Consider the following 15,118-nt stretch of genomic DNA (forward strand, 5'->3'; position numbering starts at 1 on the left):
GGGAGTGTCCCGCGAGGGCGCCCCCTACGTCCAAGCGTTTTCCGTCGTCTTCCTCTTGGCTCGAACGTCGTCCGTCATGGCTTCGCGCCCGACCCGTCGAGCAGAACCGGAACCTGCCCCGCCGCGGCCGGCCGGGCGCGCAGCCGTGCCGCGTCCTGGCCGGGCGGCAGGCCGTAGGCGCGCCGGTATTCGCGGTTGAACTGGGTCGCGCTGACATATCCGAGGAGGATCAGGCGGTTCTCCACCCCCAGGCGCTGAGCGCCCCGCACGCGTTCCAGCAACCGGCGCACCGACTCGTCGTCGAGCGGGGCTGTGAGAACGTTCTACTGGAACGTTCTAGCTCCGCCTCCGCCGAACCCTTGACATAAGCGTGCGACGGCTGGCGTACTGCTCACCAGTTATAGAACGTTCTAGTATCTCCGGTCGCCCGGAGATGATCCGGAGATGAGGAGACCCGCGATGTACACACTGGCGGTCTGCGCGGAGATGGTCTTCCGAGACCTGCCGATCGGCCAGCGGGCCAGGCGCATCCACGAGGCCGGATTCCAGGTCGAGATCTGGGACTGGACGAAGCACGATCTCGACGCCCTCGCCCGGACCCCCGCCGAGTTCGTCTCCATGACGGGGTACGTCAGCGGCAGCCTCACCGATGAGGACGGCGCGGCCGAGCTGTTGCGCACGGCCGAGGAGTCGCTCAAGGCGGCCGAGCACCTGGGCTGCACCCGGCTGAATCTGCACGGAACCGGTCTGGACGACCGGGGGCTGCCTGTGGTGCCGGTACCCGGGGAACCGACGGGCGCGATGTGGCTGGCCGCGCACCGCACTCTCACGCGGATCACCGAGCTCGGCGAGGACGCCGGGGTCGTCTTCACCCTGGAGAACCTCAACACCGCGGTCGACCACCCGGGCGTCCCCTTCGCGAAGGCCACCGACACGCTCGCGCTGGTCGCCGCCGTGGACAGGCCGGGGCTGCGCATGAACCTGGACCTGTACCACGCCCAGATCGGCGAGGGGAACCTGATCGAGCTGGTCCGACGCGCCCACGGCGCGGGACTCATCGGGGAGATCCAGGTGGCGGACGTACCGGGCCGCTGCGAGCCCGGCACGGGAGAGATCAACTACCCGGCCATCGCCCGCACTTTGGCCGACATCGGTTACGAGGGCACCGTCGCCATGGAGGCATGGGCTTCCAACGACAGCGAGGCCGCTCTGGAGCGCTTCCGGACGGCGTTCACCGTCTGACAGGGGTGGCCGCGGAGCGTCCGCACGCCCTCGCGTTCGCGCACCACGGTAATCGCCACCACCGCAGCAACGAAGTAGCTCACGGAGCATGTGCCATGACCTCCCCTCAGTCCCTCGCGGTCGGCCTCATCGGAGCCGAACGCATGGGCTCCTTCCACGCCGAGACCCTGGCCCGCCGCCTGCCCGGTGTACGGCTGGCCGCCATCGCCGATCCCGCGCCCGGCGCCACCGAGGCACTGGCCGAACGTCTCGACTGCCCCAAGGCGTACACCGAGATCGGTGACCTGCTCACCGACCCGGAGATCGACGCGGCCGTGATCGTCACCCCGGCCCGCACCCACGCCGGACTGGTCGAGGCCGCGGCGCGCGCCGGCAAGGCGGTCTTCTGCGAGAAGCCGATGGCCGTCACCCTCGACGAGGCCGACCGCGCCGTCGCCGCCGCACGCGAGGCGGGCGTGGCCCTCCAGGTCGGCATCACCAGCGAGGATGCACGGGCCGCACCGGGTATGGCACTCGCCACGGGCGCCCCGGTCCGCGTGGGCGACGCACGGAAGGTCCCTGCGCGCCAGGAGCCGTCGCGCCGACGTTAGAACGTTCTATCATCGGGCGCACAGCACCCGAACAGGGAGGACAGAGTGGCGGCGACTCCCGCGGTCCCCGATGGAAAGCGACCGACGCTCGCCGACGTGGCGGCACGGGCGGGCGTGTCCACGGCGCTGGTCTCCATCGTGATGCGCGGCGCGAAGGGCGCGAGTGCCGCCACTCGCGAGCGTGTCCTCGAGGCGGCGCGCGAGATCGGCTACCGTCCGGACGCCCGGGCACGGCTGCTGCGCAGCCACCGTTCCCAGCTGCTCGGGGTGCAGTTCGGACTTCAACACCCTTTCCACTCCGACCTGGTGGAGGGCATCTACGCGGCGGCCGAACCGGCCGGCTACCAGATCGCGCTGAGCGCCGTTGCCGCCGGACGCAGCGAGCAGCGTGCCGTCGAGACGCTGCTCGCCGACCGCTGCGAGGCGCTGATCCTGCTCGGCCCGCAGGTTCCGGCCGCGCAACTGGCGGAGCTCGCACGGGAGTTGCCGGTGGTGTCCATGGCCCGCCGGCTGCGGCTTCCCATCCCCGGCCTGGAGGTCGTACGGACCGCCGACGACGAGGGAGCCCGCCAGGCGGTGGACCACCTCGTCGCGCTGGGCCACCGCGACATCGCCCACATCGACGGCGGCCGGGCACCGGGCGCGGCGGACCGCCGCCGCGGCTACCGCACCGCCATGAATCGCCATGGCCTCGGCGAACACATCCGCGTCCTCCCCGGCGGACTGACCGAGGAGGAAGGCGCCACGGCCGCCGGTACCCTGGCGGCGGCCGCCCCGCGACCCACGGCCGTCCTGGCCTTCAACGACCGCTGCGCGACCGGCGTTCTCGACATCTTCCTCCGCAGCGGCATCGAGGTCCCCGGCGACATCTCCGTCGTCGGATTCGACGACAGCCACCTGGCCCGCCTGGCCCACATCGACCTCACCACCGTCGGCCAGGACATCCCCCGCCTCGCCCACCTGGCCGTCCACCGAGCCGTCGCCCGCGTGGAGGGCGAGGGGACCGCCGCCGACGAACACGTCATCGCCCCACACCTCGTCATCCGGGGGACGACGGCCGCGCCTCGGTGAGCCTTGCCTCACGGGCCCTGCCTCCACGTCTCCCGAGTGCCACCGCCGGACGATCCGCTGACGCTCGCGTTACTTCGGCGAATCATGTGGCAGGCATTGACGTTTGCGGCGGGGTCCCTATTCTCCTGAGAGTCCGAAGACCCGAGCACTGTTCGAAATTACGGACATCCTCGGCCGCAAGTTCCCGGCCTGAAACCGTTCCTGGCATGAACCTTCGCACCGGTACTGAGCGAGACCGCACCCCCCACAACCGAAGGAGCTCTGCCCATGCCCTTCCGATCACGGTTACGTCCCCTGCGGCACCTGGTGCTCGCCACCGGCGCGGCCGCCGCGCTCGGCGTCGGTCTGCTCACCGCCGCCGCCCCGGCCGCACCCGCCGCCACCTCGCTGCCGTGCGATCTCTACGCCGCCGGCGGCACACCCTGCGTCGCCGCGCACAGTACGACCCGCGCGCTGTACGCCTCCTACAACGGCCCCCTGTACCAGGTGCGCCGTGCCCGCGACAACGCCACCCGGGACATCGGCGTCCTCAGCCAGGGCGGGGTCGCCAACGCCGGCGCGCAGGACTCGTTCTGCTCCGGCACGACCTGCCTGATCACCGTCGTCTACGACCAGTCCGGACGCGGCAACCGCCTCACCCAGGCGCCTCCCGGCGGCTTCTCGGGCCCCGCCGCGGGCGGCTACGACAACCTCGCCAACGCGACCGCGGCACCCATCACAGTGGGCGGGCACAAGGCGTACGGCGTCTACGTGGCGCCCGGCACCGGATATCGCAACAACAGCACCAACGGCGTCGCGAAGGGCGACCAGCCGGAGGGCATGTACGCCGTCCTGGACGGCACGCACTACAACGGCGGCTGCTGCTTCGACTACGGCAACGCCGAGACCAACAGCCGGGACAACGGCAACGGCACGATGGAGGCCATCTACTTCGGCAACATCAAGGTCTGGGGCTACGGCACCGGCAACGGCCCCTGGATCATGGCCGACCTCGAAAACGGCCTGTTCTCAGGCGTCAACGCCGGCTACAACGCGAACGACCCGTCGATCAGCCACCGTTACCTCACCGCGGTCGTCAAGGGCGGACCGGGCCGCTGGGCCATCCGCGGCGGCAACGCGCAGTCCGGCTCCCTGTCCACCTTCTACAACGGCACGCGCCCCAATGTCTCCGGCTACAACCCGATGAAGAAGGAAGGCGCCATCATCCTCGGCATCGGCGGCGACAACAGCCACGGATCCGCCGGCACCTTCTACGAAGGTGTCATGACCTCCGGCTATCCGTCGGACGCCACCGAGAACGCGGTGCAGGCCAACATCACCGCAGCCGGTTACGGCAGGTAGGACCGCACGCAAGAAGGGCCTACGCAGACTCTCGCCTGCGCGGGCCCTTCGCAACGTTCCCGCTCGGCCTGGTGACGGCCGCCCACCGGGGTCGACAACGCGCTGCGTAGGACCTTCACGTACACGCCCGCAGCCGCTCCGTCGACCTGTACGTCCACCGCATCCGCCGCAAGCTCGGCCCGCGCCGCATCCCTGCTCACCACGGAGCGAGGCGTAAGCTTCCGCCGGCGTGCGGCCCCCGCTCCGGCCCATCCCTGAAGGAGCATGCCGATGAGCAGACCCCAATCCGAGTTCCACCGTCCCCCGGCACCCTGGCGGCAGCCGTCCGGCGCGCCCGTCGGCGTGTGGGAGCAGGTGCTGGCCGTGGATCCGGAGACGGGCGAGGCCACCGTGCTCCAACGGTACGAACCGGGGACGGACACCAGCCCGCAGGGCACCGTCCGGCACGACTTCTTCGAGGAGGTGTACATCCTCGACGGCTCCCTCACCGACCTGCGCCTCGGCGAGACGTTCACCGCGGGGATGTATGCGTACCGGCACCCGGGGATGGAACACGGGCCGTGGACGAGCCCGGAGGGCGTGATGATGTTCGTGATCCGCAGCGATACGTCCAACCGGGGCAGCCGCGACCACCACGGCGTTGGCTCCCCCGGCACGCCCTAGCCGCACGCCGGCTCCCCGAGCAGCCTCCCGGTGCGGCGCAGGTGCTCATCGGCGTCCAGATCCGTCGCGCTGATCCCCCTCCGCGCTCACGCCGCCGGAAGCGTCCAACGCTGACCCACGCTGCCCGTGCAGGCGGCAATGGTCAGCCGGGTCTTGTTCGTCGCGCCATTGCTGGAGTCGGTCAAGCAGAGGCCGGAGACCGGGTTGACGACCTCACCCGAGGTGTCTGCTCGCCACTGCTGGGCCCGGGTGCCGTTGCAGGTGTGCAGTTGGACCGCGGTACCGGCGGTGGTCGCACCGCCCGTCACGTCCATGCAGTTGTCCAGCACCTGCAGGGTCCCGTCGGGGACGACCTTCCAGGTCTGCGCGCCGGTGCCGTTGCAGGTGTAGATCTGGATGGCCGTGCCGTTCGCCGTGCCCGAGGCGGCGTCGTCGACGCACTTGCCGGTGGCCGTCTCGGTGATGGCACCGCTGGGCTGCGCCGCTCCGGTGCCCGGAGTGCCGTCGTAGGACGGTGGTGCGTCCGAAGCGGCCGCGGCCCAGGAGGTGTTCGGGGAGGAGGCGAGGGTGAAGTCCAGTTTCGTCGAGGCGGCTAGGTAGGAGGCCGGGAGGTAGGCCTTGCTCCAGGAGGTGCCGTTGAGTCCGAGTGACTGGACGTACGGCGAACCGTCCGCCGCGGCAGGGGCGTTGACGGTGAGGGTGTGACCGCCGGCGGTGACGATTGCCGAGGTGAACAGGGGGCTGCCGATGGCCAGGTCGGCGGTGCCCGGGATCTCCGGGTAGAGACCGAGAGCGGACCACACGTACCAGGCGCTCATCTCACCGAGGTCGTCATTGCCGGGCAGGCCGCCGGCCGTGTTGGTCCACAGCTGGTCCTGGACGGCACGCACGGTGGACTGCGTCTTGTACGGCCTGCCGACCCAGTCGTACTCCCAAGGCAGCCCGATGCTGGGCTCGTTGCCCATGTTGGACTGGGTGCCGATGACGCTGCCCAGCCCCTGGTAGCCGCTGAGCACACTGTCCAGGTACGACGCCATCGACGCGTTCCCGCCCTCCGACGACGCCAGCTCGGCGATGTTGAAGGGGATCATCGGCGTATAGGTGAAGGCGTCGCCCTCGGCGAAGTCGTTGCTCGACGTGCCGGTGATCAGCTTGGGGTTGAAGCCGTCCATCCAGCGGCCGTTGGAGTGCCGCGGCTGGAGGTAGCCGGACGATGTGTTGAAGATGTTCCGCCAGTCCTGCGCCCGGTCCCGGAACTTCTTCTGTGTGGCGGTGTCACCCAGCTCGCCCGCGAACACCGAGAGCGCGAAGTCGTCGGTGTCGTACTCGAGTTGGGTGGAGGTGGTGGCGTACTCGTGGCAGCAGCCGTAGAGCGAGTTGGTGGGCAGGTAGCCGAAGGAGTCCAGGTACGTCACGCCGGGGGTGACGTCCGTGTTCGTCGTCTGTTCCTTGACCATCGCGGACAGGGCCGTCGAGGTGTCGAAGGTGCGGGCGCCGAAGGCGTAGTAGTCGGCCAGCTGCGGTACGGCGGAGTCGCCGACCATGATGTGTGTCTCGGCGGTCTCCATGCCCCACTTGGTGAGCGTGCCGCCCTGCTGGTAGTCGTCGACGATCGACTGGGCCATGTCGGATGCGGCCGACGGGTCGAGCAGCGCGGTGAGTTGGGCCTGCGAGCGGTAGGTGTCCCAGGTGGAGAAGTCGGCGTACTTCGCCGTGTGGCCGCTGCCCACGGTGTGCACCGCGCCGTCGAAGCCCCGGTAGGAGCCGTCGGCGTCGCTGATGACGGCGGGGAACAGCGAGGCGTGGTAGAGCGCGGTGTAGAAGACCGCCTGCTGGTCCTTGGTGCCGCCGGTGACGGCGATCTTCGACAGCTCGGACGTCCACGCCGCGGACGCCGCCGCCTTGACCGAGGCGAAGGTCTTCCCCGTCACCTCGGCGTCCCGGTTGGCTGCGGCCGCCGCCACCGAGGTGTAGGAGATGCCGGCCCGGGCCTCCACCGTACGGCTGCCCGTGGTGTCGAAGGTCAGGTACTCGCCGCCGGTGAAGGTGCCGGTGGCGGTGAAGGGGTGGTCGAAGGTGATCGCGTAGTAGAGCGTGATCGGGGTGGTGTCCTCGCAGAAGCCGGTGCTGGTGATCGACCCGGTGACCGTGTTTCCGCCGGTCAGGGCGAGCGTCGAGGAGGCGTACGGCGTCTGGGTGTCCTGGATCTTGAGGAGCAGACTCGACTGGGTGGAGGACGGGAAGGTGAACTGCCCGATCCCGGCGTGCGTGGTGGTGGTCAGCGCGACGTTGGTGCCGTTGCCCAGGCCGACGGAGTAACTCCCGGGCGCGGCAGCCTCGTTGGCATGCGAGAAGGTCTCGGTCGTGGAGGCGGGATCCGAGCCGCGCGAGCCGACCACGGGCAGGATCGGCAGGTCCCCGGCCGCGTCGCAGCCGACGCCGGAGACATGGGTGAGGCTGAAGCCGGAGACGGCCGAGTCGGCGTAGTTGTAGCCGCCGCCCTTGGGACGTGACGTGGTGTCAGGAGACCACTGCAGCATGCCGTGCGGCAGGTCGGCGCCGGGGAAGGTGTCCCCGGCACTGAAGTCGCCGTTGCCGCCGGTACCGATGTAGGTGTTGACCAGCGAGGCGGGGTCGGTCACGGCCACCGCCCGTGCCGCACCGGCCAGTTGGCCGGACATGGTGAGGGCGAGCGCCACGGCTCCCGTTGCCAGGAGACGCAGCAGCGCGCGGGGGCGCAGGGCGTCAGCCACGGGCGAGTACCTCGCCGAGCACGCCGTTGGCCGGGGCGGTGATCCAGTCGCTGGAGATGTACGAGGCTCCGTCGGCGGCGAGTTCGGCGACCCGCGCCTGGGCGTCGGCCAGCGACGGAGCCGAGGAACTGAGGGCGGGCGGGACGTCGTAGGCGTCGGTGACGACCGTCAGGTAGTGGTTGGCGTTGTACCACTCGGTGTTGCCGTCACCGACCCAGGCGGCGGCGTCCGCGTCGAACACCACGAACCAGGGGCGCAGCGTGGTGTCGCTGTAGCGGGTGCGCGGGTCGACGGCCTGTGCGCCGAGGACGCTGGGGAAGATCGCCGCCTGACTGATGCTCCCCGCCGCGGCGAGGTCCTTGAGGTGCTGGGCGTAGACGACGTCCGACCAGGAGGAGGCGGGGTCGACGGCCTGCTCGAAGGTGCCGGGGATGATCTCCACGATCGCCCGGCCGGCGAGCGAGCCGTAATCGGCCCAGTTGTCGGCGCGGGCGGCGGTGTCGAGGTCCGGGTACCGTGTGCCGTCGCTCCTGGTCAGCAGGTCGGCGGGGGCGTAGAGGACGCTGCCGAGGTGCGTCTTGACGTAGCCGTCGAACGAAGTCGGGTTCATCCCGAGGGTGTTGTTGAACCCGTTCTTCATCTCGATCTTGATCATGATCGGGTGGCTCGTGGGGTGAGCCTGCAGCCAGATCCGGATGTCGTCGAGGCAGCTGTCGAGGTTCTGGTTGCGGTCGCCGGTGTAGAGGTCGGCTGCCGTGCCGGCCTTGACGCAGTTGTTGTCGCTGCCCAGTGGGTTGCTGTGGCTCACGTTCCATTTGCGCGTGAACACGTTGGCCCAGGTGTCGAGTTCGACCAGGGAGGTTCCGGTGTCCAGGGCGTTCGCGAGGTAGGTGTACGCGGACTTGTCGTTGTACGTGTTGTGGATGCCGGTCCCGGAGACCCCGGCCAGCGTCTGACCGCCGATGTCGTCGGCGTGCGCGGCGGGGATGGCCGATACGCCGAGCAGCAGGGCCGAGAGGGACAGAAGCGCGGCCCGAAATCGGCGAATCATGGGCATGACAGATCCCTTCGCGGTGCTCGATGGACGCGCAGAGCCTAGAGGGGCCTGATGGCCATCCGCTACGCCCCGGTAACAACTTGCCGTCGCCGCCCTGAACCCCCGCCAGAATTGACGGTGGCGTCGAGGCAGGGGATTCGGCGGAAACAGGCCGGATCGGGCCGGTTTGTGGGATTGTGAAGGGGACTGGTTTGCGGCCCGGTACGGCGAGGGATCAGCACGCCGCTGTACCGGGTCGGTCCTCGGGGGAGGCGTGTCATGCCGGATGACGCAGGGCAGTTGGACGCGATCGAGCACATGGTCGTGCTGATGCTGGAGAACCGCTCGTTCGACCACATGCTCGGCTGGCTCTATGCCGACGAGGGCAACGTCTCACCCTCGATGCAGCCGTACGAAGGCCTGACCGGCGCCGAGTCGAACCCGGACGGGCACGGCGGGAAGGTCACCGTCTTCCGGATCGACGGCACCGCCCCGCACGCCTACTTCATGCCCGGCGCGAACCCCGGCGAAGGCTATGCGCCCACCAACAAGCAGCTGTTCGGCACCTCAACTCCCGCCACGCCGACGCCCACTGCGACGAACGACGGCTTCGTCACCGACTACGCCGACACGCTGGTCCTGCGCGCCGCTCAGCACCGCCCCGTGTATCCGGGGACCACCGCCGCGGACATCATGGGCTGCTTCGACCCGCAGGCGCTGCCCGTACTGTCAGGTCTGGCGCGGGGGTTCGCGGTGGCCGACCACTGGTTCTGCTCGGTGCCGACCGAGACCCTGCCGAACCGGGCGTTCGCGTGCGCGGCCACCAGCCTGGGCCACATGGACGACGCCACCCACACGTTCGCCACGCCCAGCATCTTCGGAAGGCTCTCCGAGCACGGCATCGACTGGGCGGTGTACGGCTACGACAAACAGCCGCTGACCCGCGGCAACTTCCCCGACACCGCGCATGCACCGGCCTCGCACTTCGGCCTGTTCACCGACTTCCGGGCCGCCGCCGCGGGCGGCACCCTGCCCGCGTTCACCTTCCTGGAGCCCAGCTGGCGCTCCACCGGCAACAGCCAGCACCCCAACTACGACGTAGCCCTGGGCGAACAGCTCATCCACGACGTGTACCGGGCCCTGCGCGACGGACCGGCCTGGGCGGGCACGCTGCTGATCATCACCTATGACGAGCACGGCGGCTGCTACGACCACGTCCCGCCGCCGAACGGGGCTCTCCCGCCGGACAGTTCGGCGGGACAGTTCGGCTTCGACTTCACCCGCTTCGGCGTGCGGGTGCCCACCGTGCTGGTCTCCCCGCTCATCGAGCCCGGCACGGTCTTCCGCGTCCCCGACGGCAGCACCCCGCTGGACCACACCTCCGTCCTCAAGACGGTCGAGCAGCGCTGGAATCTGCCCTCACTCACCGCCCGCGACGCCGCCGCCCCCGGCCTCGCCGCCGTACTCACGCGCACACAGGCCAGGACCGACGACCCGCTCACCGGCGTCACCGTGCCCGTCTCCACCGGCACCAACCCGGCCCGGCACGAGATCTCCCACCTGGAGCAGGTCCACGCCGCCCTCGTCGCCCGCAACCTCATCCCCCGCACCTGACCGACCGCTGCCGGAGCCTTCCGCCTGAGCAGAAATGAGATCCTCAGATGGCAACCACGCACAAGATCGCCCTTGCCGAAAGCCTGCGCGCACCGGTCCCGGACGCGCGCGTCATCGGCCCGGTGGAGGACTCCGAGCACCTGGAGATCACCCTCGTCCTGCGTCGCCGCGCACCGATCCCGCACGACCTGGTCGAGGGCACCGACACCGTCACACCGCAGGAACTGGGCGACCGGTACGGGGCGGACCCGACGGACGTCGACCTGATCCGGCGTACCGCCGAAGAGCACGGCCTCAAGGTGACCGAGACCCACCCGGGCGCCCGCCGCGTCAAGATCGCGGGCACCCTCGGCCAACTGCGCCACGTGGTGGACCCGCAGGCGCTGCAGCAGGTGGAGAGCGCGGACCCGCACACCGGTGCGTCCGTACGCCACCGGCAGCGCACCGGCGCACTGGACATCCTCGCCGAGTGGCACGACGTCGTCGTCGGCGTCCTCGGCCTGGACGACCGGCCCCAGGCACGCCCCTACCTGCGCCGCCACACGGCCGCCGCCGAAACCTCCTACGCTCCCCCGGAGCTCGGCACCCTCTACAACTTCCCCGCGGGCACCGACGGGACCGGCCAGGTGCTGGCCATCATCGAACTCGGCGGCGGTTTCACCACCGGTGACCTCGACCAGTACTTCAGGGACCTCGGCATCAGCCCCGCCCCCAGCGTCACCGCGGTGGGCGTCGACGGCGGCGCCAACGCCCCGGAGGGAAACCCCGACAGCGCCGACGGCGAGGTGCTGCTCGACATCCAGGTCGCCGGCGCGCTGGCGCCTGCCGCCCGGCAACTGGTCTACTTCGCCCCGAACACCGACCAGGGATTCGTCGACGCGCTGACCACCGCCGTCCACGCCACCCCGACCCCGGCCGCGGTCAGCATCAGCTGGGGGGCCAACGAGGACGCCTGGACCGCGCAGGGCCGCCGCCTGTTCGACCAGGCGCTGGCCGACGCCGCCGCCCTCGGCGTCACCGTCTGTGCGGCCTCGGGCGACAACCTCAGCAGCGACGGCGCCAGGGACCGCCGTACCCACACCGACTTCCCCGCCTCCAGCCCGTACGCGCTGGCCTGCGGCGGCACGCGGCTGATCGAGGACACAAGCACCGGCACCATCACTGCCGAGACCGTCTGGCACAGCAACGGCGTCGGCACCGGCGGTGGCGTCAGCGACGTGTTCGAGCTGCCCTCCTGGCAGTCCGGGGCGGGCGTCCCGGCAGGCCACAGCGGATTCGCCGGACGCGGCGTACCGGACGTGGCCGGCGACGCCGATCCCGGCACCGGCTACCAGGTCCTCGTCGACGGACAGCAACAGGTCGTCGGAGGCACCAGCGCGGTCGCCCCCTTGTGGGCGGCCCTCACCTGCCGCCTCACCCAGGCCCTGGGCCGCCGCCTCGGCCTGCTCCAGCCCCTGCTGTATCCCGGCGCCACCCCCGGCCACACGGCGCCCGGCTTCCGCGACATCACCAAGGGGAACAACGTCGGCTACAAGGCCGCCCCCGGCTGGGACCCGTGCACCGGCCTCGGCACTCCCGACGGCACGGCGCTCCTGGACCGCCTGCGCACCACCACCGGCAGCTGACCGGTACGACCCGTCCGGGCATCGGCGGGAAGGCCGCCCACGTCGCCCTTCCCGCCTGAGGGCCCCTAAGCGGGGCGGGCGAAGTGCGCTGCGGTTCGGTAGCGCCCTGAAGGGGCGCGGGGAACTGCGCGACCAGCCACGACCGCGCCGCAGACGACCGACGGCACATCGCGGCGCATCCAGCGGAGCGCTTAGCCGGTGATGGTCCCGTAGCCGTCGTTGCCCAGGCCGGTCTGGGTCTGCGAGTTCCACAGATGCCCGCTGCTGCCGAGCGATTCGACATCGGCGATCACCAGGGAGTCCACCTCGTCGCGGGGCAGATCGCCGGCCTGGGCGATGTCGTACGCGTACGCGGCCTGCGCGCTGCCCGCGGCGGCCGCCAGCGAGGCGGTCGTGGACGACCAGGGGGAAGCGAGGCTTGCTGCGCCCGCACCCACGCCGAGCGCCGAACCGCCGAGCTTCCCGTCGGTGTCGCGGTCGAGGACGTTGCCGCTGTTCCAGACCGACTGGTGGGCCATCTGGTAGTAGGCGTTGGACGGCGTGCCGGTGACGGGTCCGGCCACGAAGGCGTTGTCGGCCACGTCGTGCCGGAAGGTTCCGCCGGAGTTCCCGGCGGTGTATCCGCCCTGGTAGTCGTAGACGACGTTCCCGACGAACTGTGTGTCGGCCTTGGCCAGCGGGTTGCGGTTGTGGGCGTTGGCGAAGACGTCGTGGTACCAGGTGAACGGGCCGCCTTCGGTGTGCGCCGCGAACCGCTGCCCGATCGGGTCGGCGACGATCGAGTTCTGCACGGTGATGTCCTTGGCGCCCACGGCGTCGATGTCGTCCCACTTCGCGAACTCCACCGACACATGGTCGAAGATCATGTCGCTCGCCTTGGCCAGCGCGACGCTCGCCTTGCCGCCCGCCGGGTCGAGCGTGCCTTCCCGGAAGCGGACGTAACGCACGATGTCGTTGGAGGAGTTGGAGAAGGACACCTCCCTGCCCCGCAGCCCGATGCCCTGACCGGGCGCCGTGTCCCCCTCGATGGTGATGTCACTGGCGACGGACACGGCCGAGGACAGCGTGATATAGCCGCCCACGTCGAACACCACGGTGCGGTGGGAACGGCTCACCGCCTCCCGGAAGGATCCGCTCCCGGAGTCGTTCAGATTGGTCACGTGGTACGTCGTCCCGCCCGCGCCCCCGGTGGCTCCCGCGCCGTAGCCCACCGCGCCGTCGAACGCCACGACCGCGCCGGCGGCCGGGGGAACGGGGGCGATCAGGACGCCAACGGCCGCAGCCAGGGCGGCAGTTGCGGCGGCTGCGGTACGACGTGCGGTGCGGGACATCTCTGCCTCCAGATCGACCGGTTGGTCTGTCACGACGTGAAGTGGCCGGCAAACGCGGATTGGTTGCCGCCCGTTCCCGCCGATTGACGCACGGAGGGCAGGTTGCTACTTTCCTCGACGCTCAGTAAGCGCTTTCTGCGACTCTTCCCCAGGTTCCACCCCCATGAAAGGAACCGTGAAATGGCGATCAGCAGAAGAAAGTTGCTCGCGGCCTCCGCGGCGGCCGTCCCGCTCACCAGCACGGCCGCCGCCGTACTGGCTGCCACCCCCGCGGCAGCGGCCGGCTTCGGATACACCAGCAGCGGCGGCTACTACACCGTGAACACCGGCGCCGGACTGACCTTCAAGGTCAGCCAGACCAACGGCGACCTGACCTCCCTGAACTACAACGGCACCGAGCTGCAGCCCTCCGGCACCAAGGGCTCGCACGTCGAGTCGGGCCTCGGCAGCACGGCGACGGTCACCGCGGCCCAGAGCGGCAACCACATCATCGTCACCGAGTCGGTCGCCAACTGGTACGGCAGCGGTACCCTGGTCCATTACTTCGTCGTCGTCAGCGGCCAGAACACCATCTACATGGCCACGTACGTCGACTCCGCGGGCGGCGGCGAACTGCGCTGGATCCAGTACCTCAACCGCTCCGTCCTCAGCAGCATCAACACCTCCTCGGACATCAGCGGCGGCACCAGCATCGAGTCCTCGGACATCTATCAGGTCGGCAGCCAGACCCGCTCGAAGTACTACTCCAACCGCCGGGCCCTGGAGCTGACCCCGCGCGGCGTCACCGGCAGCGGCATCGGCGTCCACATGGTGTACGGCAACCGGGAGAGCAGCGCGGGCGGCCCGTTCTTCCGCGACATCGAACAGCAGGGCACCAACTCCTCCGTAGAGCTGTACAACTACCTGTTCTCCGCCCATAACCAGACCGAGGGTCAGCGGCTGGGGGTGCTGTACGGCCCGTACGCGTTGATGGTCGGCGGTACGAGCACACCGGGCACCCCCGACATGAGCTTCATGTACGGCCTCGGGCTGCGGGGTGCGGTTGCCGACTCCGGCCGGGGCTATGTCTCCGGCAAGGCGTCCGGCGTCGCGAGCGGCTCCTCGGCGCTGGTCGGCTTCGCCAACAGCACCGCGCAGTACTGGTGCACACCAGACGGGTCGACGGGCAACTTCAGCAGCCCGATGATGAAGCCGGGGACATACACACAGACCCTGTACCAGGACGAACTGGCGGTCGCCACCCGGAGCGTGACGGTGACGGCGGGCGCGGCCACGACGGGCCAGAACATCACCTCGGCCTGGACGACCCCCGCCGCCGTGTTCCGCATCGGCGAGTGGAACGGCATGCCGGTGTCGTTCAAGAACGGCTCCCGGCTGACGTCCATGCACCCCTCCGACGCACGGATGAGCGCCTGGGGCCCCACGACGTACACCGTGGGCGGCAGTACGGCCGCCGACTTCCCGGCCTGCCAGTGGAAGGACGTCAACAACCCGACGACGGTGACCTTCACGCTCACCTCCGCCCAGATCGCCGCCCGCACGGTCCGCATCGGCATCACGGCCGCCCACGCCGGCGGCCGCCCGCAGATCACCGTCAACAACTGGACCTCCCCCGCCCCCAGCGCCTCCGGCCAGCCGAGCTCACGCAGCCTGACCATCGGCACCTACCGCGGCAACAACACACTGTTCACCTATTCCGTGCCGGCCGACGCGTTCGTCGTGGGCACCAACACGCTGAGCATCGGCGTCATCAGCGGGTCGAGCGGGAGCGGGTATCTGAGTCCGGGAATGAGTTACGACTGCGTGGAGCTGTACTGAGCGGAGTTGTGCACGCATGGCCGAAGCAGTGGAG

10 protein-coding genes and 2 pseudogenes are annotated in these 15,118 nt (G+C 70.0%); 8 read left to right on the plus strand and 4 right to left on the minus strand.

The features are described 5' to 3' along the window. Window positions 1-74 precede the first annotated feature (74 nt). Window positions 75-224 (minus strand): annotated as a pseudogene (locus tag P2Q00_RS29425) (AraC family transcriptional regulator); the annotation flags it as partial. Between the two features lie 235 nt (window positions 225-459). Between P2Q00_RS29425 and P2Q00_RS29430 the strand changes: the two are divergent. From P2Q00_RS29430 to P2Q00_RS29450, 5 genes and pseudogenes are all read left to right on the plus strand, one after another. After that, a complete protein-coding gene (locus P2Q00_RS29430) occupies window positions 460-1,242 on the plus strand; it encodes a TIM barrel protein (protein WP_275776127.1) in 783 nt (260 codons plus the stop codon). Window positions 1,243-1,337: 95 nt separating this feature from the next. Then, window positions 1,338-1,832 (plus strand): Gfo/Idh/MocA family oxidoreductase, encoded by a 495-nt coding sequence (locus P2Q00_RS29435; protein WP_275776128.1) that lies wholly within the window; start codon window positions 1,338-1,340, stop codon window positions 1,830-1,832. A gap of 45 nt (window positions 1,833-1,877) precedes the next feature. Then, the gene (locus P2Q00_RS29440) at window positions 1,878-2,903 is read left to right on the plus strand and encodes a LacI family DNA-binding transcriptional regulator (RefSeq protein ID WP_275776129.1); all 1,026 of its coding nucleotides are present in this window, start codon (window positions 1,878-1,880) and stop codon (window positions 2,901-2,903) included. A 267-nt stretch (window positions 2,904-3,170) separates the two neighbouring features. Next, window positions 3,171-4,235: pseudogene (locus P2Q00_RS29445) on the plus strand (arabinofuranosidase catalytic domain-containing protein); the annotation flags it as partial. A 279-nt stretch (window positions 4,236-4,514) separates the two neighbouring features. Further along, complete coding sequence (locus P2Q00_RS29450) at window positions 4,515-4,907, plus strand: cupin domain-containing protein (RefSeq protein WP_275776130.1); 393 nt, start codon at window positions 4,515-4,517, stop codon at window positions 4,905-4,907. 86 nt (window positions 4,908-4,993) lie between these two features. Here the strand turns inward: P2Q00_RS29450 and P2Q00_RS29455 are convergent, their stop codons facing one another. Both P2Q00_RS29455 and P2Q00_RS29460 read right to left on the minus strand, forming a co-directional pair. Further along, a complete protein-coding gene (locus P2Q00_RS29455; protein WP_275776131.1) occupies window positions 4,994-7,660 on the minus strand; it encodes a lectin in 2,667 nt (888 codons plus the stop codon). Beyond that, window positions 7,653-8,717 carry a PI-PLC domain-containing protein gene (locus P2Q00_RS29460; RefSeq protein ID WP_275776133.1) on the minus strand — a complete coding sequence of 355 codons (1,065 nt, stop codon included), beginning with the start codon at window positions 8,715-8,717 and terminating at the stop codon, window positions 7,653-7,655. The genes P2Q00_RS29455 and P2Q00_RS29460 overlap by 8 nt, the downstream gene beginning before the upstream one ends. Before the next feature lie 258 nt (window positions 8,718-8,975). Here P2Q00_RS29460 and P2Q00_RS29465 point away from each other — a divergent pair, with 258 nt between their 5' ends. Beyond that, window positions 8,976-10,310 (plus strand): alkaline phosphatase family protein, encoded by a 1,335-nt coding sequence (locus P2Q00_RS29465; RefSeq protein WP_275776135.1) that lies wholly within the window; start codon window positions 8,976-8,978, stop codon window positions 10,308-10,310. Window positions 10,311-10,357: 47 nt separating this feature from the next. Beyond that, window positions 10,358-11,935 carry a S53 family peptidase gene (locus P2Q00_RS29470; RefSeq protein ID WP_275776137.1) on the plus strand — a complete coding sequence of 526 codons (1,578 nt, stop codon included), beginning with the start codon at window positions 10,358-10,360 and terminating at the stop codon, window positions 11,933-11,935. A gap of 191 nt (window positions 11,936-12,126) precedes the next feature. Here the strand turns inward: P2Q00_RS29470 and P2Q00_RS29475 are convergent, their stop codons facing one another. Beyond that, window positions 12,127-13,266, minus strand: coding sequence for a hypothetical protein (locus tag P2Q00_RS29475; RefSeq protein WP_275776138.1), 1,140 nt, complete (start codon window positions 13,264-13,266; stop codon window positions 12,127-12,129). A gap of 180 nt (window positions 13,267-13,446) precedes the next feature. On the opposite strand from P2Q00_RS29475, the gene P2Q00_RS29480 reads away from it, so the two are divergent. After that, window positions 13,447-15,084 carry a rhamnogalacturonan lyase B N-terminal domain-containing protein gene (locus P2Q00_RS29480; RefSeq protein WP_275776140.1) on the plus strand — a complete coding sequence of 546 codons (1,638 nt, stop codon included), beginning with the start codon at window positions 13,447-13,449 and terminating at the stop codon, window positions 15,082-15,084. Window positions 15,085-15,118: the final 34 nt, after the last annotated feature.

Source organism: Streptomyces coacervatus, from assembly GCF_029223485.1.
In the GTDB taxonomy this organism is placed as follows: domain Bacteria; phylum Actinomycetota; class Actinomycetes; order Streptomycetales; family Streptomycetaceae; genus Streptomyces; species Streptomyces coacervatus.

Bases quoted from the DNA above. Each gene is read 5' to 3' on its own strand.
- P2Q00_RS29430 (WP_275776127.1), top strand. From the start codon at position 460: ATGTACACACTGGCGGTCTGCGCGGAGATGGTCTTCCGAGACCTGCCG.
- P2Q00_RS29435 (WP_275776128.1), top strand. From the start codon at position 1,338: ATGACCTCCCCTCAGTCCCTCGCGGTCGGCCTCATCGGAGCCGAACGC.
- P2Q00_RS29450 (WP_275776130.1), top strand. From the start codon at position 4,515: ATGAGCAGACCCCAATCCGAGTTCCACCGTCCCCCGGCACCCTGGCGG.
- P2Q00_RS29460 (WP_275776133.1), bottom strand. From the start codon at position 8,717: ATGCCCATGATTCGCCGATTTCGGGCCGCGCTTCTGTCCCTCTCGGCC.
- P2Q00_RS29465 (WP_275776135.1), top strand. From the start codon at position 8,976: ATGCCGGATGACGCAGGGCAGTTGGACGCGATCGAGCACATGGTCGTG.
- P2Q00_RS29470 (WP_275776137.1), top strand. From the start codon at position 10,358: ATGGCAACCACGCACAAGATCGCCCTTGCCGAAAGCCTGCGCGCACCG.
- P2Q00_RS29475 (WP_275776138.1), bottom strand. From the start codon at position 13,266: ATGTCCCGCACCGCACGTCGTACCGCAGCCGCCGCAACTGCCGCCCTG.
- P2Q00_RS29480 (WP_275776140.1), top strand. From the start codon at position 13,447: ATGGCGATCAGCAGAAGAAAGTTGCTCGCGGCCTCCGCGGCGGCCGTC.